Consider the following 20,787-nt stretch of genomic DNA (forward strand, 5'->3'; position numbering starts at 1 on the left):
GCCGGCTTGCCGTCGCGCACGGTCTCGGAGATGTTGCCCACCCGGCCGATCTCCACCCCGTTGTAGGTGACCTTCGACCCCGGATCCATCACCAGCCCCGCCCGCGACGCCAGCATCGTCAGCTTGGTCTTCGGGGTGAAACCGCCGCGGAACTGAACGTAGACGAGCGTGAACACGATGGCCAGGGCCACCAGGACGGCGACGGCGATCCAGCGGTACGGGGGGACGCGCTGAGAGTTGACCTGTACCGGGGAAGACGTGGTCACCAGCGCCCCTCACCTCTGCGCCGCATCCCGGTGCCGCGGCGGTGCCTTCCCCGTATCACGGGCTGTACACACACATGCAATAACGAAGTCCCCAGGAATGTACCTTGGCGGTCATTCACAGGCGAACCGCCGTTCGCACAAATCAATCCGGCCCGTCGCCCGAGCTTGCGTTAGCGTCATGAGCGTGACCCTCAAAGACATCGCCCTGACCACCCTCGACGGCCGGCCGACCACGCTGGCCGAATTGTCCGATGGCGCAACGCTGGTCGTGAACGTCGCCTCCAAATGCGGACTGACCCCGCAGTACACGGCCCTGGAGAAGTTAGCCGAGGACTATCGCGGTCGCGGCCTGACGGTCGTCGGCGTGCCCTGCAACCAGTTCATGGGCCAGGAACCGGGCACCGCCGAAGAGATCCGGGAGTTCTGCTCGACGACGTACGGGGTGACCTTCCCGCTGCTGGCGAAGACCGACGTCAACGGCGACGACCGCCACCCGCTCTACGCCGAGTTGACCAAGGCCGCCGACTCCGCCGGTGAGGCCGGAGACATCCAGTGGAACTTCGAGAAATTCCTCATCTCCCCCGCCGGTGAGGTGGTTCAGCGGTTTCGGCCCCGCACGGAGCCCGACGCCCCGGACGTCATCAGCGCCATCGAGGCCGTGCTGCCGCGATAGGCGGCAGCAAACGGCTCGGCGGGCCGAAATCCACCCCGTTTCGCCCCCGCATATCGGGGCAGCGACGCTCACCATCAGGTTCAGCAACTGGCCCTACCGGCTTCGTCCGTTTCCGGCGAGTGGCCGAAAGTCCTCCGGCGCGGAGTCCATCGCCACTTTTTGCCTCCGTCGCACCGGAGTTGAATGGTCACTGCCTGAGATCATCCGATATCGACCCTGGGAGGTCATCATGTCAGGAGGCACTGTCGCTCGCGTCACCGAGATCAGCGCGAGGTCCGACACCAGTTTCGAAGATGCTGTGAAGACTGGCCTCGCCCGGGCCGAGGAGACCTTGCGTGGTGTCAAGTCGGCCTGGATCAAGGAGCAGTCGGTGGATGTGAAGGACGGCGGGATCGTGGCCTACCGCGTCAACATGCTGGTCACATTCGTCCTCGACTAGAGCCGGAGGTAACCATGTCGACGAAAACCAAGGTCACGGCGCTCGATCACGCAATCGACTCCGCGCACACCTGGATCAACGATGTGGCCAGGGAGTTCGACACCGAGGATCGCGAATTCGCCTACCGAGTCCTGAGGGCTTGGCTGCACACCCTGCGCGATCGGCTCACTGTCGAGGCGTGCGCTCACTTCGCGGCCCAGCTCCCCGACCTGATCAGGGGCGTCTTCTACCAGGCATGGAATCCCACTGTCGTCCCCGACAAGTACGACGCCAAGGCCTACGCCGTCCGGTTCGCGCGGGAGGCGAACATCGCGCTCGAAGACGTCGGCAAAGCCGCCGCCGCCACTACCGCGGCCGTCTCGCACCATCTGCCGGTTGCCCAGATCGACAAGGCGCTGGGTCAGCTCCCCATGGAAATTCGCAAGATGCTGCAGCCCCAGCAGTGAATCGATGCGCGTCACCTAATTCCTAGTCGCTTAACGAGAAAAGCAGGGAACGACATGTCCGGGCACGAAACCCATCGTGGCATCTTGGTCGGCGTTGACGGATCAGCCTCGTCGCTGGCGGCGGTGGACTGGGCGGCGCGCGATGCGGCGATACGCAATGTTCCGCTGACACTCATGCATGTCATCGCACCGGTCGTGCCGGCGGTTGCGCCGTGGCCGGCGATTCCGATTCCTGAAGACTATTTCGAGCGGCAGGACGACAAGGCACGGCGAATTCTCGAGGACGCGCGCAAGGTGGTCGCCGACAGCACCGGCGACCATGGCCCGCCGTTCGTGTACAGCGTGGTGGTACGTGGCCCGACCGTTTCCACGCTCGTCAACGAGTCCAAGATCGCGGACATCATGGTCGTGGGATGCCGGGGCGAAGGCGCGTTCAGCCGGGTCCCGTTCGGCTCGGCCAGCACCGGCCTGGTGAACTATGCGCATTGCCCGGTCGCGGTCGTCCATGATGAGGCCCCGCCGCGCCCGCAGGCACCGGTGCTGGTGGGGATCGATGGTTCGGCCGCATCAAAACTGGCGGCGGAGATCGCCTTTGATGAGGCCTCTCGCCGGGGCGTGGAGCTGGTGGCATTGCATGCGTGGTCGGACGTCAGCGTGTCGGAAGTGCCGGGTCTGGATCTCGAGATGATGGAAGTGCAGGCGCAGCAGGCGCTCGCCGAGTGGCTCGCCGGATTTCAGGAGCGGTACCCCGATGTCAGGGTGCGACCCGTGGTGGTGTGCGATCAGCCGGCTCGTCAACTCATCGAGCACTCGGAGTCCGCACAACTCGTCGTCGTCGGCAGTCACGGTCGCGGCGGATTCGCCGGCATGCTGCTGGGCTCGGTGAGCACAGCCGTCGCGCATGCGGCGCAATCGGTGGTGATCGTCTCTCGCGAGTCGTAGCGGCGGACGTGGGTGCGCGCTCGGGCTACCTCATCGCAATCGCGATGCCGGAACCCATAGTGTGGAAAACGGCCCCCGAAGAGATCTCCGGGGGCCGTTTCACTTGGTAGCGGGGACAGGATTCGAACCTGCGACCTCTGGGTTATGAGCCCAGCGAGCTACCGAGCTGCTCCACCCCGCGTTGGTGAATGACAGGTTACCGAACCGGAGCGAGCGCAACCAAATCGCGGGGTCACCGGGCCCGCGGCGGCGAGATTGCCGCCGCGGTCGCGGATCGTGCGGCGACGGCATCCGTGAGCGCACGCTCGGTGTGCCGGGCCGGCGGCGTTGCGGACTACGCTGCGCCGTTCTCCGACCTGAGCAGCCACGCCTCCTTCTCCAACGCGCCGATGAGCGCGTGCCGGATGTCCGCGGTCGAGGGGTCCGCGACCTCGACGTTGCGGTTGTCGTGGGGTTCTCCTGTGTAGTGGTGATGGCCTATTCCGGCCAGGTGTTGTTCACGATGTTGTCGACGAAGTCGTCGGGAACGAAGTCGGGATCGAACCGTCGGAGCACGTCGGCGTTGCAGGTACCGAAGGTGGTCTGCGGGCGGTGCCGCATCCCGTTGGTGAACGCCGCGAGGATGCGCCGCTTGAACTCCGGGCGCGGGTGGGCTGCGGTCACCGCGGCAAGGGCACCGGGGGCCAGATCGTCGCGGCCGATGCCGAGCACGTCGGTCTCGACACCCGCAGACACCAAAGCGATTTCGGGCTCGAGGAATTCGGGCACGCCCGGCGTGGTGTGCAGGGCGATGCCCAGCCACACCCTGTCGGCCTCGGATTCGTCGACACCACGTTGCGTCAGGAAATCCCGTGCCGCGTTGGCGCCGTCGACCTCGAAGCGGACCGCGGAAACGCGGTAACGGTCGGTGAGGCCCAGGTCGTGAAACATCGCCCCGACGTAGAGCAGCTCCAGATCCGGTTGCAGCCCGCGGCGAAGGCCCTGCAGCGCACCGAAGAAGAACACCCGCCGGGAGTGGTGGAACAGCACGTCGTCCTCGGCGGCGCGGATGAACTCGGTGGCCTCTCGCACCAGCGCGGTGTCGGGAACGCCGATGCCGGCAATGGTTTCGATGGACTTGGTGGCCATGATGTCGTCTCCCTTCCGAGTGACCCACCAGCCAGTCTGCGCCGCCGAGCGTTATCGGAGCGTGGCGGTTCCGGCCGTCAATCCCACAAATGGCGACACGCTCGCCTTGTCAACGGCCCGAGGGCCGGACACGATGATCGGGTGGCCGACCTGAGAACCACGCCTCGTACGGTGGTGGTAGTCGTCTTCGACGGGGTCAAACTGCTGGACGCCGCCGGCCCCGCCGAGGTCTTCGCCGAGGCGAACCGGTTCGGCGCCAGCTATGCACTCGAGATCGCGTCCGTCGACGGGCGCGAGGTGACAACGTCGATAGGGACGCCGTTCTCGGTCACCCGCAGCATTTCGTCCATCGAATCCGTGGACACCGTCATCGTCGCCGGCGGTGACGACTTGGTCGGCCGCCCAATCGATCCCGCGCTCGTCGACGCGCTGACAACGGTGCCGGCGCGAACCCGGCGGCTGGCCTCGGTGTGTACCGGTGCCTTCGTGCTGGCCCAGGCCGGGCTGCTCGATGGCCGGCGCGCCACAACGCATTGGCGGCACACGGGATTGCTGGCGCGCGCCTTTCCCGGCATCGGTGTGGAGCCCGATGCGATCTTCGTCCGGGACGGCGACGTGTTCACCTCGGCGGGCGTGTCATCGGGCATCGACCTCGCGCTGGCCCTGGTGGAAATGGATCACGGCCCCGCATTGGTCCGCGAAGTCGCGCGGTCGCTGGTGGTGTACCTGAAACGCGCTGGCGGACAATCGCAATTCTCGGTGCTGGTCGAGGCCGATCCCCCGCCGCAGTCGCCGCTGCGAGCGGTCGTCGATGCGGTCGCGGGCGACCCGGCCGCCGACCACAGCGTGGCGTCGCTTGCGGTCCGCGCGTCGCTGAGCACTCGACAGCTGACCCGGCTCTTCCAATCCGAGCTGGGGATGAGCCCCGCGCGCTATGTCGAGCTGGTTCGGATCGACTTTGCCCGTGGCGCATTGGAATCCGGCCGGTCCGTCAGCGAGACCGCGGGCTTGGCCGGCTTCGGCAGCGGCGAAACGCTGAGACGGGTGTTCGCCAGCCACCTGGGTATCAGCCCGAAGGCGTACCGGGAGAGGTTCCGGACGGCCGGAATGGCTGGGGCCTGAGGGCTATTTGGTGTTGTTGTACTTGGTGATCGCGTCGTCCAACCGCTGCAGCGCGGCCCCGTAGGCGGCGAAGTCGCCCTTCTTCTGGGCGTCCTTGGCCGCCCCGAGCGCTGCCTGAATCTCTTGCAGCGCAGCGGATTTGGCCGGGGACAGTGCCACCGATCCGTCCGGTACCTGCGGCGCGGCGGCCGGCGGCGGCGCCCCCGGTGCCGCTCCCGGCGTACCGGCAGGCGGGAGCGGGCCCGCCGGCGGGGCCTGGGGAGCGCCGCCGGCCTCGGTGGGCTGAATGCCCGTCGCGGCCGCGCCCGCACCGGGACCGAACAGCCCGGTCAGGGCGTCGCGCACGGTGGGGCCGTAGCCGATCTTGTCGTTGTACATCATCGCCACGCGGATCAGCCGCGGGTAGGACGAGGCGGCGTCGCTGGCCCCCGGGGAGGCGTAGACGGGTTCGACATACAGCAGGCCGCCCTGGCCCACCGGCAGGGTGAGCAGGTTGCCCCAGCGGATGCGGTTCTGGTTGTCGCGCCCGATCACGCCGAGGTCCTGGGACACCGCCGGATCGGTGGTGATGGCGTTGTTGGCCAGCTTGGGCCCGTTGACCTGGCCCGGGACGGTCAGCACGGTGATCTTGCCGTACGTCGCCGGATCGGAGCTCGCGCTGATGTAGGCCGCCAGGTAGTCCCGCTTGAACCTGTTCATCGCGGAGGTCAGCTGATACGACGACGAATTGTCGTTCTTGGCAATGTTTTTCGCGACGATGTAATAGGGCGGCTGATAGCTGCTCGCGGTCGGGTTCGGGTCCAGCGGCACATCCCAGAAGTCCGAGGTGGAGAAGAACGTCACCGGATCGTTGACGTGGTACTTGGCCAGCAGCATCCGCTGCACCTTGAACAGGTCTTCGGGGTAGCGCAGGTGCTCGGCGAGCTCGGGGGTGATGTCGCTCTTGGGCTTGACCGTGCCGGGGAAGACCTGCATCCACGCCTTGAGCACCGGGTCCTGCTCGTCCTGCTGATACAGCGTGACGGTGCCGTCATAGGCGTCCACCGTGGCCTTGACCGAGTTGCGGATGTAGGAGACCTGCTTGTCGGGGGCCAGCTTGTTGAACGCCACCTCGTTGGAGTCGGCGGTGGCCGATTCCAACGAGGTCAGTTCGGAGTACGGGTAGTTGTCCAACGTGGTGTAGCCGTCGATGATCCACACCAGTCGCTTGTTGACGATCGCCGGGTACACCGAGCTGTCGGTGGTCAGCCACGGCGCCACCGCCTCCACCCGCCGGGCCGGGTCGCGGTTGAACAGGATTCGACTGTTGGAGCCGATCACGTTGGAGAACAAGAAGTTTCGCTCCGCGAACTTGGCGGCGAACACGCTGCGCGACAGCCAGTCCCCGACGGGCACTCCCCCTAGCCCGGTGTAGGTGTAGTTCTTGGTGTCGGCGCTGGTCTCGTAGTCGTATTCGCGGTCGGCGCCGTTGCGGCCGACGATCGCGTAGTCGGCGGACGTGCTGGAGATGACCGGACCGTAGTAGATGCGCGGCTGGTCGAGCTGCGCCGGGCCGTCGGAGATCACGTTGCCGTTGGCGCCCACGACGTTGACCAGGAATTCGGGATAGCCACCGTTTTGGTTGGGGTCGTTCGCGATTCCGCGCACGGTGTTGGCCGGCGAGGCGATGAACCCGTTGCCGTGGGTGTAGACGGTGTGCCGGTTGATCCAGTCCCGCTGGTTGTCGATCAGCCGGTCGGGGTTGAGTTCGCGGGCGGCGACGACATAGTCGCGCAGCGAGCCGTTGCGGTCGACGTAGCGGTCGATGGACAGCTGGTCGGGAAAGTAGTAGAAGTTCTTGCCCTGCTGGAACTGGGTGAACGCCGGGCTGACGATCGTCGGGTCCAGCAGCCGGATGTTGGAGGTGGTCGCCCGGTCGTCGGCCACCTGCTGGGCGGTGGCCTGCGTGTCGCCGGCGTAGGTCCGATAGGTCACCACGTCCGAGGTCAGGCCGTACGCCTGCCGCGTCGCGGTGATGCTGCGGCCGATGTATTCGCTTTCCTTCTGGGCGGCATTGGGTTTGACGCTGATCTGCTCGACGATCAGCGGCCACCCGGCGCCCACGATCAACGACGACAGCAGCAACAACACCAGGCCGATCGCGGGGATCCGCAAGTCGCGCAGGACGATGGCGGAGAACACCGCGGCCGCGCAGATCAGCGCGATCGCCATCAGGATCAGCTTGGCCGGCAGCACCGCGTTGATGTCGGTGTACCCGGCGCCGGTGAAGGGCTTCCCGCCGCGGGTGTGTGACAGCAGCTCGTAGCGGTCCAGCCAGTAGGCGACGGCCTTGAGCACCACCAGCAGCCCGACCAGGGTGACCAGCTGGATCCGGGCCGAGCGGCTCAGCGCGCCGGTGCGGCCCGACAGCCGGATTCCGCCGAAGATGTAGTGCGTCAAGAGGTTGGCGACCAAGGCGAGGAACACCGCCACGAACAGGTAGCTGAGCAGCAGCCGGTAGAACGGCAGGTCGAACGCGTAGAAGCCGAGGTCCTTGCCGAACTGCGGATCCCGGATGCCGAAGTCCCCGCCGTGCATGAACAGCTGGATCCGCACCCAGTAGCTCTGCGCGATGATGCCGGCCAGCAGGCCGATCGCGACCGGGACCCCGATGCCCACCAGCCGCAACCGGGAGAGGACGACGGCGCGGTACCGGGCCACCGGATCGTTGTCGTTGCTGGGCACGAACACCGGGCGGGTGCGGTAGGCCACCGCGAGGCCGGCGAACACGATCCCGCCCACCAGCAGACCGGCGACCAGGAAGACCACGAACCGGGTCACCAGCACGGTCGTGAACACCGAGCGGTAGCCGAGCTCGCCGAACCACAGCCAGTCCACGTACGCGTCGATCAGCCGCGGACCGGCCAGCAGCAAAGCGATCACACCCAGTGCGATCAGGATCAGAATCCGGCTACGCCGAGTCAGCTTCGGCATCCGTGCGGTGGGCCGCATCCCCACTGGCTACGCTCCCTGCTCGATTGATCGACGGTGACAACTCTACGCATCGCGCGACCTGCGATCCCGGCCGTGCTTCAGCAGCTCGGCGGCTGGCCCCCGGACGTGATCGCGTGCAGCGCGTCGACCGCCTGGCTGAGGGTCTCGACCTTCACCAGGCGCAGGCCGGACGGATTGTCCGAGTTCGCCTCGTAGCAGTTTTTGGCCGGCACCAAGAACACGGTGGCGCCGGCGGCGTGGGCGGCGACCATCTTGTGCGTGATGCCGCCGATCTGGCCGACCTTCCCGTCGGCCGAGATGGTGCCGGTCCCGGCGATGAACTTGGAGCCGGCCAGGTCGCCGGTCGTCAGCTTGTCGACCACCGCCAGGCTGAACATCAAGCCGGCCGAGGGGCCGCCCACGTTGGCGAGGTTGAAGTTGACCACGAAGGGCGCCCAGGGCGCGGTGAGCACGGCGACACCGAGGAAGCCGTAGTCCCGATCCTTGTTCGCGCCCAGCGTAATTTGGGTGACGCCGGCCGGTTCGTTCTTGCGTCGGTAATCGATCGTCACCGTCTGACCGGGTTTGGTGCCCTTCAGCAGCCCCGTGAACTGGTCGACGTCGGCCACCGGGGTGCCGTTGACGGCGTCGATGGCGTCGCCGTCCTTGAGCTTGCCCGCCGAGGGGCCCGGGTCGGTGACCCTCGCGACGGTCACCGCGGCCGGGTACTTGAGGTAGCCCAGGGCGGCGTACTCGGCGCTGTCCTCGGAATCCTTGAAGTCCGCGTTGTTGGCCTTGTCCACCTCGTCCCGCGACTTGCCCGGCGGGTAGATCAGATCGCGCGGTACCAGCTGCTCCTGGTCCGAAAGCCACAGCGTCAGCGCTTCCCCCAGGGTCAGCTCGTCGCGCTGAGACACCGTGGTCATGTTCAGGTGCCCGGTGGTCGGATGCGTCGCCGTGCCCTCGATCGCCACCACCTGCTTGCCGTCGACCTCGCCGAGCGTGTCGAAGGTGGGGCCGGGGCCCAGCGAGACGAACGGGACCGTCACCACCGCGAGCAACACGCCGAAGACCAGGATCGGGACCAGCGCGACCATCAGGGTCAGAATCCGCCTGTTCACGCCGATCACACTAGACGGCGCCCGCGGCGGCCGGTTCAGCCACAAGCTGACCCGAGAGCGCCCGCCCCGTTTCCGCGGTGAGTACCGTTGACGGTATGGCTGACCTGCCTTTCGGCTTCTCCCCCGGAGAAGACCCCGACAAACCCGGGAAGAAAGACCCCCACTCGGGCTCCGGCGGCTCCGATCCGTTCGGGGCGTTCGGGATGGGCGACCTGGGACAGATCTTCACCCAGCTCGGTCAGATGTTTTCCAGCGCCGGCACCGTGATGGCCGGCGGGGAAGCGTCGGGACCGGTCAACTACGAGTTGGCGCGCCGGGTGGCCACCAACTCGATCGGGTTCGTGGCGCCGATCCCGGCCACCACGCAGTCGGCGATCGCCGACGCGGTGCACCTCGCCGAAACCTGGCTGGACGGCGCCACCGCGTTGCCCGCCGGCACCAGCAAGGCCGCGGGCTGGACCCCGGCCGACTGGGTCGACAACAGCCTTCAGACGTGGAAGCGGTTGTGCGACCCGATGGCGGAGCAGATTTCGACGGTGTGGGCGTCGTCGCTGCCCGAGGAGGCCAAGAGCATGGCCGGCCCGCTGATGGCGGTGATGTCGCAAATGGGAGGCATGGCCTTCGGCTCCCAACTGGGGCAGGCGCTCGGCCGGTTGTCCCGCGAGGTGCTGACGTCGACCGACATCGGTCTGCCGTTGGGGCCCAAGGGTGTTGCCGCCATCCTGCCCGACGCCGTGGAGTCGTTCGCCGCCGGACTCGAGCAGCCCCGCAGCGAGATCTTGACGTTCCTGGCCGCGCGGGAGGCCGCCCACCACCGGCTGTTCAGCCACGTGCCCTGGTTGTCGAGCCAGCTGCTGGGCGCCGTCGAGGCCTACGCGCGTGGCATGCAGATCGACATGAGCGGGATCGAGGAGCTGGCCCGCGACTTCAACCCGGCGACGCTCTCCGACCCGGCTGCCATCGAAAACCTTTTGGGCCAAGGCGTTTTCGAGCCCAAGGCGACCCCGGCGCAGACACAGGCGCTGGAACGCCTCGAGACGCTGCTGGCGTTGATCGAGGGTTGGGTGCAGGTGGTCGTGACCGCGGCCCTGGGCGACCGGATTCCGGGGGCGGCCGCGCTCAGCGAGACGCTGCGCCGCCGCCGCGCCACCGGCGGTCCGGCCGAGCAGACGTTCGCGACGCTGGTGGGCCTGGAGCTGCGGCCCCGCAAGATGCGCGAAGCCGCCGCGCTGTGGGAGCGCCTCACCGAGGCCGCCGGCGTGGACGCCCGCGACGCCATCTGGCAGCACCCCGATCTGCTGCCCGACGCCGAGGACCTCGACGAGCCGGCCGGCTTCATCGACCGGGTGATCGGCGGCGACACCAGCGGCATCGACGAGGCGATCGCCAAGCTCGAGGAGAACCCCGAGGATCCCGGCGCCGGGGGCGTGTCCGACACGTAAGTGACGCGGGCGTCGAGGCCACGGAACTGATAACAAGCGTAAGCTGTATTATCAGTTATGTATCTAAGTGATGATAAGCTGAGTTATGTCATCAGTTAGCTCGACCACTGCAGTGCGGTACGAAACCCTCACGTGGGGCGCGCCGGCCGAGGCCGGCTACCAGCGTTCGGACCTGCGTGCCGCCCAGCGCCAGTCCGGCGAATACGAAGCCGCCGTCCCAGCGGCGATTGCCAACCTCGCGGTCAGCCTGCCGCCTCAGGTGCAAGCCGATGCCGAGGAAGCCAGCCAGGAAATCGCACGCTTCGATACACAACTCGGGGGCGAGATCGCCCCGTTCGCCTCCGTACTATTACGTACCGAATCAGCAGCCAGTTCAAAAATCGAGAACCTCACTGCTAGCGCACGCGCCATCGCCGAGGCCGAAACACTGGGAAGCAGCAAGCGCCGCAACGCTTCGATGATCGTCGCGAACACAAAAGCGATGCAGGCGGCTATCGACTTAGCGGCCCAGATCAACGACAAGGCCATTCTGGCAATGCACGACGCGCTGATGCACGAAAGTGAACCAAGCATCGCCGGCAAATGGCGCACCGAACAGGTATGGATCGGCGGAGGCAACTTCGGCCCAAGGGGCGCCGATTTCATCGCGCCACACCACGACCGAGTCCCCGCCGCCATTGACGACTTAGTCCGATTTGCTAAGCGCAGTGACATCGCGGTCCTTCCGCAAATCGCAATTGCGCATGCACAGTTCGAAACAATTCACCCATTTCCCGACGGCAACGGACGCACGGGCAGGGCCTTGGTCCAGTCCTTGTTGCGCAACAAGCGGTTGACCCGTCAGGTCACCGTCCCCGTCTCAGCCGGACTGTTGACGGACACCAGTTCGTACTTCCAGGCGCTGACGGCTTATCGAGAGGGCGACCCCGCTCCGATAGTCGAGAAGCTCTCGGAGGCTTCAATCCTGGCCGTTGCCAACGGTCGACAATTAGTCGCTGATCTCCAAATGATTAGACAGCAATGGGAATCGAAGATCAGAGCCCGTCGCAACTCGGCCGTCCACCGTGTAGCCGATTTACTGATCAAACGCCCGGTAATCAACGCACAACTGGTTAGCGATGAATTGCACATTGCGATTAACAATGTCTATAGGTACTTGGACCCGCTTGTCGAGTCCAAGATCATCGCGGAGTTCACCGACCAGGCACGCAATCGCGCCTGGCGCACGCCGGAAGTTCTCGATGCGCTTGACGCTTTCGCCGAGCGGGCTGGCCGCCGGACGCTGCTCGCTTGATCTATCGGCGAAACCCCGATAGTGCACGGCACCGTTCCAATGTCTACGAGCAGCGTCGGCGATGCCCGGGAGGTCGCTCGCATCGGCCCGACGCACTAGTTTAGCTAGGCCCATAATCCTCGACAGCGTTCCGATACCCGGTGAAATCGCCGAGGACGGCGTGACGCATGCCGGCGTGGACGCCCGCGACGCCATCTGGCAGCACCCCGATCTGCTGCCCGACGCCGAGGACCTCGACGAGCCGGCCGGCTTCATCGACCGGGTGATCGGCGGCGACACCAGCGGCATCGACGAGGCGATCGCCAAGCTCGAGGAGAACCCCGAGGATCCCGGCGCCGGTCCTGTGGACAACTGACCGGGGCGCCGGCCCGCGGCGTGGCACAGTGCACCGGTGTCACCGACCCCGCTTGCCACCTATGCCCTGGACCCGGCCATGCCGGTGCTGCTGCGGCCCGACGGCGCCGTCCAGGTCGGTTGGGATCCCCGCCGGGCCGTGCTGGTGCGCCCACCGGGTGACTTGGCCGCGGCCGAGCTGGCCGCGTTACTACGGTCCATGCGATCGCCGATGCCGCTCTCGGAGTTGCGCCGACGGGCCGCCGACCGCGGCCTGCCGGACGCCGAGGGGCTGAGCGACCTGGTCGCTCAGCTGGTGGGCGCGGGCGTCGCCACCGAATGCGCGAAGTCGCGCGGTCGCGCGCCGTCCATCCGGATCCACGGCCGCGGGCCGCTCTCGGAGCTGCTCGTCGAGGCGTTGCGCTGCTCTGGCGCGCGGATCGCCCACAGCAGCCAGCCGCACGCCGCCGTGTCGGTCTCCGCCGTCGACCTGGTGGTGCTGTCCGATTACCTGGTCGCCGACCCCCGGATGCTCCGCGAGCTGCACGCCCGGCGTGTCCCCCACCTGCCGGTCCGGGTCCGCGACGGCGTCGGGCTGGTCGGTCCGCTGGTCATCCCCGGTGCCACCAGCTGCCTGGGCTGCGCCGACCTGCATCGGCGCGACCGCGACGCGGCGTGGCCGGCGATCTCTGCGCAGCTGCGGGAAACCGTCGGCGTCGCCGACCGGGCCACGCTGCTGGCGACCGCGGCGCTGGCGTTGAGCCAGGTGAACCGGGTAATCGCGGCGGTCCGCAACCAAGAGGCCGTACCCGAGCCCCAGACGCTGAACGCCACACTGGAATTCGACCTCGACGCCGGCGCCATCGTCGCGCGGCAGTGGACCCGGCATCCGCTGTGCCCCTGCGGGAACTAACCCAGCCGCCCCTGCTCCGGGACGTTCGCCGACACCGACTCGTAGGCGGTCGCGAGCTGGTGCAGGATCTCCGCGGTCAGGGTGCGGTCGTTGCGGTGTTTGTCCAGTGTTTCGATGATCGCCCTGAACAGGGAGTCCGCGGCGTCGTGCTGCGATTGCTTGGCTGACATGGCCTGGCCGGTACCGCCTTTCGGATGAGCCCTTCGCGGGGCCGCCGGATGCGACCCGCAAGGACAACCTAGGGCCCGCGGCCGACGCCCGCGCGGGGACGAGATGTTGTGAAGATCAAGCGCGAGCCACACCGGCCGTCGTGGATGATGGATACGTGGCAGACATCAAACGTGGCCGTGCGGCGCGGAACGCGAAGCTGGCCAGCATCCCGGTCGGCTTCGCCGGCCGGGCGGCGCTCGGCTTCGGCAAGCGGCTGACGGGCAAGTCGAGGGACGAAGTCCAGGCCGAGCTGATGGAGAAAGCCGCCAACCAGCTGTTCACCGTCCTGGGCGAGCTCAAGGGCGGAGCGATGAAGGTCGGCCAGGCCCTGTCGGTCATGGAGGCCGCGATCCCGGACGAGTACGGCGAGCCGTACCGCGAGGCGCTGACCAAGCTGCAGAAGGACGCCCCGCCGCTGCCGGCCAACAAGGTGCATCGGGTGCTCGACGGCCAGCTGGGCACCAAGTGGCGGGAGCGGTTCAGTTCGTTCGACGACAAGCCCGTCGCCTCGGCCAGCATCGGCCAGGTGCACAAGGCGGTCTGGGCCGACGGCCGCCCGGTGGCCGTCAAGATCCAGTACCCGGGCGCCGACGAGGCGCTGCGCGCCGACCTCAAGACCATGCAGCGGATGGTCGGCGTGGTCAAACAGCTCGCCCCGGGCGCCGACGTCCAGGGCATCGTCGACGAGCTGGTCCAACGCACCGAGATGGAGCTCGACTACCGGCTGGAGGCCGACAACCAGCGCGCCTTCGCCAAGGCCTATGAGGGCCACCCACACTTCGCGATCCCCCACGTCGTCGCGAGCGCGCCCAAAGTCGTGGTCCAGGAGTGGATCGACGGCCTGCCGCTGGCCGAGATCATCCGCAGCGGCACCCGCGAGCAGCGCGACCTCATCGGCACCCGGCTGCTCGAACTCACCTTCGACGCGCCACGCCGGCTGGGGATGCTGCACGGCGACGCCCACCCGGGCAACTTCATGCTGCTTCCCGACGACCGGATGGGCGTCATCGACTTCGGCGCCGTCGCGCCGCTGCCCGGCGGCTACCCGATCGAGCTGGGGATGACGATCCGCCTGGCCCGCGACAAGAACTACGACCTGCTGTTGCCGACGATGGAGAAGGTCGGCTTCATCCAGAAGGGCCAGCAGGTGTCGGTCCGCGACATCGACGAGATGCTGCGCCAGTACGTCGAACCCATCGAGGTCGACGAATTCCACTACACGCGCAAGTGGCTGCAGCGCATGACCGTGGGCCAGATCGACCGGTCGGTGTCGCAGATCAAGACGGCCCGGCAGATGGACCTGCCGCCCAAGCTGGCCATCCCGATGCGCGTCATCGCGTCGGTGGCCGCGATCCTGTGCCAGCTGGACGCCCGGGTGCCGATCAAGGCGCTGTCCGAGGAGCTGATCCCCGGCTTCGCCGAGCCCGACAGCGCCGTCGTCTAGGCCGCGGCCTCGTCTTTGCGGGGCCGCCCGCGCGGTCGTTTGAAGCTCAGGATCGAGCCCCGGTCGAGAATCTCGCCGCCCCACACCCCCCAGGGCTCGGCCCGCTCCAGCGCCGATGTCAGGCACTGCCGCCGGATCGGGCAGCCCGCGCACAGGGCCTTGGCGCGCTCCAGGTCGGCCGGGGTCTCGGCGAACCAGAGGTCGGGGTCGCCGGCGTGACACGGCAACGCGGTTGACGGCTGTCCGGGGACTGTCAGTACCGCCATGTCCTGCTCACCTGCTTCCTGGTCGGGGCTTCCTTCTTCTTCCGAATCCGGGCCAGGTAGCGGGCTTGGAAACTGACGCCCTCAAAACTGTGGCCACGGATCCTATGACTTCGGGTCCGTGGCCATTTCGGTGAAAACCGGGCTGTCAGGCGGCCATTCGGCGGACCTCGAGTCGCGCGGACGCGTGCGGCGCGGCGGCGGCGCGATGCTTGAGCGCGGCCGCCGGCATAGCGGTGTGGGCCGCCTGGAGGGCGCGCGCGGACAGCGCCGCAGCGGCCACGCCGACACCGAACGCGTCGTTGATCATCGCGGCCACCCTCCTTTCCGTCAGCGCGCAGAACGCGGTTTCGAGGGTAGATGGTCGCCGGCGTTCCCCACAACCGATTTTCTGACCTGCGCCTTTAGCGGTCAGCGGCCGCGCACCAGCTCCAGCACGTCGGGCCCGTACTGTTCCAGCTTGCGCGCGCCGATGCCGGGGATGGCGATCAGCGCGTCCTCGTCGTCGGGTCGCAGCTCGGCGATCGCGATCAGGGTGTTGTCGGTGAAGACGACATACGCCGGCACCTTCTGCTCCTTGGCGATGTCCAGCCGCCACGCCTTGAGCCGCAGCAGCAACTCCTCGTCGACGTCGGCCGCACACGTCTCACAGCGCCGCAGCATGACCGCCGCCGGGGTGGTCAGGTCCTTGTTGCAGATCCGGCAGCGCGCCGCGGCGCCCCGGTTGCGACGCGGTCGGCCCGGCGCGGTGTCCGCGCGCGCCTGCGGCGCGATGCCGTTGAGGAACCGCGACGGCTTGCGGCCCTGCCGCCCGCCGGGGCTGCGGGCCAGCGCCCAGCTGAGCGCCAGATGCGTTCGCGCCCTGGTGATCCCGACGTAGAGCAGCCGACGTTCCTCTTCGACGGCCTCGCTGTCGGGGCCGTGCGCCAGCGCGTGCGAGATGGGCATGGTGCCGTCGGCCAGCCCGACCAGGAACACCGCATCCCATTCCAGGCCCTTGGCGGCGTGCAGCGAGGCCAGCGTGACGCCCTGCACCACCGGTGGGTGCCGCGCGTCCGCGCGCAACCGGAGTTCGGCCAGCAGGCCGGTGAGTTCCAGCTGCGGGCGCTGGGCCACCTCGTCGTCGACCAACTCGGCCAGCGCGCTCAGCGCCTCCCAGCGCTCCCGGGCGCGGGTGCCGACCGGCGGCTCGGCCGTCAGCCCCAGGGGTTCCAGGACCGCCCGCACGACCTCGGGCAGCGGCCCCGCCAGACCATTCTCGGAGCCGCGCTCGGCGGCCCGCTGCAGCGCCAGCAGCGCCTGCTTGATCTCCTGGCGGGTGAAGAAGCCCTCGCCGCCGCGGACCTGATAGGGGATGCCCGCCTCGGTCAACGCCTCCTCGTAGGCCTCCGACTGCGCGTTGACGCGGTACAGCACTGCGATCTCCGACGGCGGGGTGCCCGATTCGATCAGCCGGGCGATCGCGGCCGCGACCGCGGCGGCCTCGGCCGGTTCGTCGGGATGCTGGTGAAACGACGGCGCCGGGCCCGGCGGGCGCTGCCCGACCAGGTGCAGCTTGCTGCCGGCGACCCGGCCGCGGGCCGCGGCGATCACCTGGTTGGCCAGCGACACCACCTGGGGGGTGGACCGGTAGTCACGTTCCAGGCGAACCACGGTGGCGTCGGGATACCGCCGCGAGAAGTCGAGCAGGAAGCGCGGTGAGGCCCCGGTGAACGAGTAGATGGTCTGGTTGGCGTCGCCGACGACGGTCAGGTCGTCCCGGTCCCCGAGCCACGCCGTGAGCACCCGCTGCTGCAGGGGGGTGACGTCCTGGTATTCGTCGACGACGAAGCAGCGGTAGCGGCCCCGGAACTCGTCGGCCACGGCGGCGTCGTTTTCGATCGCGGCGGCGGTGTGCAGCAGCAGGTCGTCGAAGTCGAGCAGCGTGACCGATTCGTCGCGGACCTTCAGCGCCTCGTAGGCGGCGTACACCGTCGCGACCCGGGCGGCGTCCAAGGGGATGTCCCGTCCGGCCGCCGCCACCGCGGCCGGGTAGTCCTCAGGACCGATCAGCGACGCCTTGGCCCACTCGATCTCCCCCGCCAGGTCACGGACGTCCTCGGTGCTGGCGTTGATCCGGGAGCGGCTGGCCGCCCGGGCCACCACCGCGAACTTGGTGTCCAGCAGCTGCCAGCCGGTGTCACCGACCACCCGCGGCCAGAAGTACCGCAGCTGCCGGTGCGCCGCGGCGTGAAACGTCAGGGCCTGCACCCCGCCGACGCCGGTGTCCGTGCCCGCGGCGGCGTCCAGCGCGCGCAGCCGCGAACGCATCTCCCCCGCGGCCCGCTGGGTGAAGGTGACCGCCAGCACCTGCCCGGCGGCCACGTGACCCCCGGCCACCAGCTGGGCGATCCGGTGCGTGATGGTGCGGGTCTTGCCGGTTCCGGCGCCCGCGAGCACACAGACCGGGCCGCGCGGAGCCAGCACCGCCTCGCGCTGCTCGTCGTCCAGCCCGGCGGTCAGGGCATCGGCGACCGTCGGCATGGCGTCCATCTTGGCAGCGGCGGCCGACAAACCGTGGCGCCGCCCGGTGCGCGTCGGCGAGTTGTCCTGACACGCCGGGATGCGGGGCGGCCACCGTCCCCCAACTACCGGCGCCCGCGGCGCGGAACACAGTGCCGCCCGGCTACGTTATCGAGCTATGACCTCTGCCCCGATCACCGTCTACACGACCTCGTGGTGTGGCTACTGCCACCGCCTGATGACCGTGCTGAAGTCCAACGGAATCGCTTACCAGGCGGTCGACATCGAGCAGGACCCCGCGGCGGCCGAGTTCGTCGGTTCGGTCAACGGCGGCAACAGGACGGTTCCCACGGTGAAGTTCGCCGACGGGTCGACGCTGACCAACCCCAGCGCGGCCGAGGTCAAGGCCAAGCTCGCCGAAACCGAAACCGGAGCCTGAGCGTCCCGGCGCGTCGACACGCGCCCGGCGTTGGTCAAGTACTCTTCGGACTCGCTGCGGCGGCCCTAACATTGGTGACCATGCCGTCGAGTCCGCGGTCGAGCCGTTTTCTCCGGCGCCTGTCGGTGCTGGGCAGGGCGTCGGCCGTCGTCGCGTGCTGCGCCTTGGTCGTGTCGGCGTGCGCGCACGCGCCGAGCAAGACGGCGACGGCTCCCAAACCCAGCTACGCCGAATCATTGGTCATCAGCCTCGAAGAAGCGCGTCGCATCGCCAATTTCGAAGGGCTGCAACCGTATTCGTACGCCGACCGGCACGATCCGCCGCGGGAGAACACCGGCAACCCGCCCGGCCCGTGCCGCGCGGTCGGGTCCACAGACCTCACGTTCGCGGAGGGCTGGAAGGAATATCGTTCGGTGGCCTACAGCGGCTCGACCGACGATTTGCGGCCCGGCGGCATCGCCCCGATCAACGAGATCACCAACACCGTCGCCGTCTACCCGGACGCGACCGCCGCGCGCGGGGCGCTCAACCAGCTGCACGCCACCCTGGACCAGTGCGTTTCGCTGCACCACTCGGCCTACGACTTCGTGCTGAACAAGCCGGACACGCAGACGCTCAAGCTCGGCTCCGACGGATGGATTCACCTGTACACGGTGAAGTCATCGGTGCTGGTGTCGGTCGGCGTGCTCGGGATCGAACCCACCGAGCAGGTCGCCAACACGGTCCTGCAGACGGTGACCGACCGGATCAAGTAGGGGTCAGCCGATCGCGGCCCAGGACTCGATGATCACACGCGCGATCGAGATCGACCCGGGCAGCAGAAATTTCGACTCCGCCGAACTGGACCAGTCGCCCGCGGCCAGCGCCGCGCGCACCTCGTCGCGGGTGAACCAGGCCGCCTCGACGATCTCGCCGTCGTTGAACGAGAAGTCCTCCGCCGGGTCGGCGACGGCGTGGAAGCCGACCATCAGTGAGCGCGGGAACGGCCACGGCTGGCTGCCCAGGTAGCGCACGTCGCGGACGGACAGGCCGATCTCCTCGCGGATCTCGCGGGCGACGCAGACCTCGAACGATTCACCGGCCTCGACGAACCCGGCCAGCAGCGAGAACAGCCGCTCCGGCCACGCCGCCTGGCGGGCCAGCACCGCGCGATCGCCGCCGTCGTGGACCAGGCAGATCACCGCCGGGTCGATGCGGGGGAACTCCTCGTGACCGGTGACCGGGTTGACCCGCGCCCAGCCCGCCCGCGCCGGCCTGGTCGGTGAGCCGTCCACCGAGCTGAAACGGGCGGAGTCATGCCAATTGAGCAGCGCGAGCGCCGACGACACCAGCTGACTGCTGGTGTCGTCGAGGATCGAGCCGAGTCCGCGCAGGTTCACCACCTCGGCGTGCACGTCGGGGTCCTCGGGCGCCTCCAGCGCGCCGCGGATCGCCCACACGTGGCGGCCGCTGTCGATGCGGCCCAGGAACACCGCTTCCGGTGGCGGCTTGTCGCCCAGCCTGGCCGCGGCGCCGAGCACCACCCGGCCGTCCGCGACCAGCACCTGGCTGCGCGAATCCACCCGCAGCAGCGCCGCGTCCGCCCACCCGGCGGCGGCCGCTTCGACGTCGGTGCGCAACTGGTCGGCGCGGTCGGCACCGACGCGCGACAGCAGCGGAACGTTGTGCAGCTGAAAGTCCGCAATACTCACGCGATCCGATTGATGGCGACCCGCTTCGCCCGGCTCCGCCGCGCTCGCGATCGCCATCAGTGCCCGGCCTGTCGGATGTAGAGCAGCCGGTCGTTGGCCTCGACGGCGTCCACCTCGGGGGCGCCGATGCGCAGCAGGTGGCCGTCGCGCACCACACCGAGCACGATGTCGCGCAGATGCCGCGGGGAGCCGCCGACCTCGGCCGGCTCGACCTCGCGTTCGGCGATCGCCAGCCCGACGTCGGGGGTCAGCAGGTCCTCGATCATCTGCACGACGCTGGGTGTGGTGGTGGCCAGGCCGAGCAGGCGACCGGCGGTGGCCGAGGACACCACCACCGAGTCCGCGCCCGATTGCTGCAGCAGGTGCTGGTTTTCGGCCTCCCGGATGGACGCCACGATCTTGGCGTTGGGCGCAATCTCCCGCGCGGTCAACGTCACCAGCACCGCGGTGTCGTCACGGCTGGTGGCGACGATGATCGAGGCCGCGTGCTGCGCCCCGGCCAGCCGCAGCACGTCGGCCTTGGTCGCGTCGCCGTGCACGGTGACCAGGCCGGCGCTGGCGGCGTGCTCGAGGGTGGTCCGATCCGTGTCGACGACGACAACGTCACCCTGGGCGGCCTCGTCACTGAGGATGGCGGCGACCGCCGTCTTGCCCTTGGTGCCGTAGCCGATCACGATCGTGTGGTTGCGCACTCTGCTCCTCCAACGCTGAATCTTCCACCCCTGCCGGGACCGCTCGGAGAGCACTTCGAGGGTCGTACCGACCAGCACGGCCAGGAACGCGATCCGCAGCGCCGTGAAAATCAGCGTGTGCACCAGCCGCGCGGTTTCGGTGTAGGGGGTGATGTCGCCGTAGCCGGTCGTCGACAGTGACACCGCCGAGAAGTACACGCAGTCCAGGAAGGTCAGCGGCTGGCCCCGCACATCGCGGTACCCGTTGCGGTCCGCGTACACGATGACGGCCGCGGCGAACAACACCACCAACGCGATGGCCACCCGGCGGGTGATGACGCGGATGGGGCTGGCGTGCTCCTCGGGGATGCGCACCACGCCGACCAACTGGTGGCCGCGCTGGGCGGTCAGCGTTTCGTCCAGACCGCTCACTTGCCGGGACTTACCGTTGCGCACGGCGGCCCGTCATCGGCTC

Annotated in this window: 22 protein-coding genes, 1 tRNA gene and 1 pseudogene; 13 read left to right on the forward strand and 11 right to left on the reverse strand. The window is 68.4% G+C overall.

The window, feature by feature from the left end:
• A partial coding sequence (locus AWC03_RS15375; RefSeq protein ID WP_420845675.1) for an MlaD family protein occupies positions 1–209 on the reverse strand: 209 nt, incomplete at its 3' end.
• Positions 210–450: 241 nt separating this feature from the next.
• Here AWC03_RS15375 and AWC03_RS15380 point away from each other — a divergent pair.
• From AWC03_RS15380 to AWC03_RS15395, 4 genes are all read left to right on the forward strand, one after another.
• Positions 451–939, forward strand: coding sequence for a glutathione peroxidase (locus AWC03_RS15380; protein WP_085241759.1), 489 nt, complete (start codon positions 451–453; stop codon positions 937–939).
• A 229-nt stretch (positions 940–1,168) separates the two neighbouring features.
• The gene (locus AWC03_RS15385; RefSeq protein ID WP_085241596.1) at positions 1,169–1,378 is read left to right on the forward strand and encodes a dodecin family protein; all 210 of its coding nucleotides are present in this window, start codon (positions 1,169–1,171) and stop codon (positions 1,376–1,378) included.
• Between the two features lie 14 nt (positions 1,379–1,392).
• Complete coding sequence (locus tag AWC03_RS15390) at positions 1,393–1,824, forward strand: DUF2267 domain-containing protein (RefSeq protein WP_085241597.1); 432 nt, start codon at positions 1,393–1,395, stop codon at positions 1,822–1,824.
• A 54-nt stretch (positions 1,825–1,878) separates the two neighbouring features.
• Positions 1,879–2,766, forward strand: coding sequence for a universal stress protein (locus tag AWC03_RS15395; protein ID WP_085241598.1), 888 nt, complete (start codon positions 1,879–1,881; stop codon positions 2,764–2,766).
• 104 nt (positions 2,767–2,870) lie between these two features.
• Here AWC03_RS15395 and AWC03_RS15400 read toward each other — a convergent pair.
• Positions 2,871–2,947 (reverse strand) — tRNA-Met (locus AWC03_RS15400).
• A 112-nt stretch (positions 2,948–3,059) separates the two neighbouring features.
• Between AWC03_RS15400 and AWC03_RS28330 the strand changes: the two genes are divergently transcribed.
• Entirely contained in the window at positions 3,060–3,233 is a 174-nt protein-coding gene (locus AWC03_RS28330; RefSeq protein ID WP_158089973.1) for a hypothetical protein, read from the forward strand.
• A gap of 10 nt (positions 3,234–3,243) precedes the next feature.
• On the opposite strand, the gene AWC03_RS15405 is transcribed toward AWC03_RS28330, so the two are convergent.
• Positions 3,244–3,894, reverse strand: a complete 651-nt coding sequence (locus tag AWC03_RS15405; protein ID WP_085241599.1) for an HD domain-containing protein — start codon at positions 3,892–3,894, stop codon at positions 3,244–3,246.
• Between the two features lie 141 nt (positions 3,895–4,035).
• On the opposite strand from AWC03_RS15405, the gene AWC03_RS15410 reads away from it, so the two are divergent.
• Positions 4,036–5,016: a GlxA family transcriptional regulator gene (locus tag AWC03_RS15410; protein WP_085241600.1), complete on the forward strand. Its 981-nt coding sequence runs from the start codon at positions 4,036–4,038 to the stop codon at positions 5,014–5,016.
• A gap of 3 nt (positions 5,017–5,019) precedes the next feature.
• Here the strand turns inward: AWC03_RS15410 and AWC03_RS15415 are convergent, their stop codons facing one another.
• Together AWC03_RS15415 and AWC03_RS15420 are read right to left on the reverse strand one after the other, a co-directional pair.
• On the reverse strand, positions 5,020–8,013 hold the full coding sequence (locus AWC03_RS15415) for a UPF0182 family protein (RefSeq protein WP_085241601.1): 2,994 nt from the start codon (positions 8,011–8,013) through the stop codon (positions 5,020–5,022).
• 74 nt (positions 8,014–8,087) lie between these two features.
• Positions 8,088–9,110 (reverse strand): YlbL family protein, encoded by a 1,023-nt coding sequence (locus tag AWC03_RS15420; RefSeq protein ID WP_085241760.1) that lies wholly within the window; start codon positions 9,108–9,110, stop codon positions 8,088–8,090.
• A 77-nt stretch (positions 9,111–9,187) separates the two neighbouring features.
• Here AWC03_RS15420 and AWC03_RS15425 point away from each other — a divergent pair, with 77 nt between their 5' ends.
• From AWC03_RS15425 to AWC03_RS15440, 4 genes and pseudogenes are all read left to right on the forward strand, one after another.
• Positions 9,188–10,552 carry a zinc-dependent metalloprotease gene (locus AWC03_RS15425; RefSeq protein WP_167542752.1) on the forward strand — a complete coding sequence of 455 codons (1,365 nt, stop codon included), beginning with the start codon at positions 9,188–9,190 and terminating at the stop codon, positions 10,550–10,552.
• An 85-nt stretch (positions 10,553–10,637) separates the two neighbouring features.
• Complete coding sequence (locus AWC03_RS15430) at positions 10,638–11,846, forward strand: Fic family protein (protein WP_085241603.1); 1,209 nt, start codon at positions 10,638–10,640, stop codon at positions 11,844–11,846.
• Positions 11,847–12,018: 172 nt separating this feature from the next.
• Positions 12,019–12,201: pseudogene (locus AWC03_RS15435) on the forward strand (zinc-dependent metalloprotease); the annotation flags it as partial.
• Positions 12,202–12,279: 78 nt separating this feature from the next.
• The gene (locus tag AWC03_RS15440; RefSeq protein WP_085241604.1) at positions 12,280–13,092 is read left to right on the forward strand and encodes a TOMM precursor leader peptide-binding protein; all 813 of its coding nucleotides are present in this window, start codon (positions 12,280–12,282) and stop codon (positions 13,090–13,092) included.
• Here AWC03_RS15440 and AWC03_RS27485 read toward each other — a convergent pair.
• Positions 13,089–13,262 (reverse strand): hypothetical protein, encoded by a 174-nt coding sequence (locus tag AWC03_RS27485; RefSeq protein WP_090422838.1) that lies wholly within the window; start codon positions 13,260–13,262, stop codon positions 13,089–13,091. The genes AWC03_RS15440 and AWC03_RS27485 overlap by 4 nt on opposite strands.
• A gap of 140 nt (positions 13,263–13,402) precedes the next feature.
• On the opposite strand from AWC03_RS27485, the gene AWC03_RS15445 reads away from it, so the two are divergent.
• Positions 13,403–14,746 (forward strand): macrolide-binding ATPase MABP-1, encoded by a 1,344-nt coding sequence (locus AWC03_RS15445; RefSeq protein ID WP_085241605.1) that lies wholly within the window; start codon positions 13,403–13,405, stop codon positions 14,744–14,746.
• On the opposite strand, the gene AWC03_RS15450 is transcribed toward AWC03_RS15445, so the two are convergent.
• From AWC03_RS15450 to AWC03_RS15455, 3 genes are all read right to left on the reverse strand, one after another.
• Positions 14,743–15,012, reverse strand: a complete 270-nt coding sequence (locus AWC03_RS15450) for a WhiB family transcriptional regulator (RefSeq protein ID WP_085241606.1) — start codon at positions 15,010–15,012, stop codon at positions 14,743–14,745. The genes AWC03_RS15445 and AWC03_RS15450 overlap by 4 nt on opposite strands.
• 145 nt (positions 15,013–15,157) lie before the next feature.
• Positions 15,158–15,319: a hypothetical protein gene (locus AWC03_RS27490; RefSeq protein ID WP_167542711.1), complete on the reverse strand. Its 162-nt coding sequence runs from the start codon at positions 15,317–15,319 to the stop codon at positions 15,158–15,160.
• Between the two features lie 101 nt (positions 15,320–15,420).
• Positions 15,421–17,532: an ATP-dependent DNA helicase UvrD2 gene (locus AWC03_RS15455; protein WP_169716530.1), complete on the reverse strand. Its 2,112-nt coding sequence runs from the start codon at positions 17,530–17,532 to the stop codon at positions 15,421–15,423.
• A 157-nt stretch (positions 17,533–17,689) separates the two neighbouring features.
• Here AWC03_RS15455 and mrx1 point away from each other — a divergent pair, with 157 nt between their 5' ends.
• Complete coding sequence (gene mrx1, locus AWC03_RS15460) at positions 17,690–17,950, forward strand: mycoredoxin Mrx1 (RefSeq protein ID WP_085241608.1); 261 nt, start codon at positions 17,690–17,692, stop codon at positions 17,948–17,950.
• An 80-nt stretch (positions 17,951–18,030) separates the two neighbouring features.
• Positions 18,031–18,705 (forward strand): sensor domain-containing protein, encoded by a 675-nt coding sequence (locus tag AWC03_RS15465; protein ID WP_085241609.1) that lies wholly within the window; start codon positions 18,031–18,033, stop codon positions 18,703–18,705.
• A 3-nt stretch (positions 18,706–18,708) separates the two neighbouring features.
• On the opposite strand, the gene nudC is transcribed toward AWC03_RS15465, so the two are convergent.
• A complete protein-coding gene (gene nudC, locus AWC03_RS15470) occupies positions 18,709–19,641 on the reverse strand; it encodes an NAD(+) diphosphatase (protein WP_085241761.1) in 933 nt (310 codons plus the stop codon).
• A gap of 56 nt (positions 19,642–19,697) precedes the next feature.
• Positions 19,698–20,768: a potassium channel family protein gene (locus AWC03_RS15475; RefSeq protein ID WP_085241610.1), complete on the reverse strand. Its 1,071-nt coding sequence runs from the start codon at positions 20,766–20,768 to the stop codon at positions 19,698–19,700.
• Between the last annotated feature and the right edge of the window lie 19 nt (positions 20,769–20,787).

Source organism: Mycobacterium europaeum, from assembly GCF_002102155.1.
GTDB classification, from domain to species: domain Bacteria; phylum Actinomycetota; class Actinomycetes; order Mycobacteriales; family Mycobacteriaceae; genus Mycobacterium; species Mycobacterium europaeum.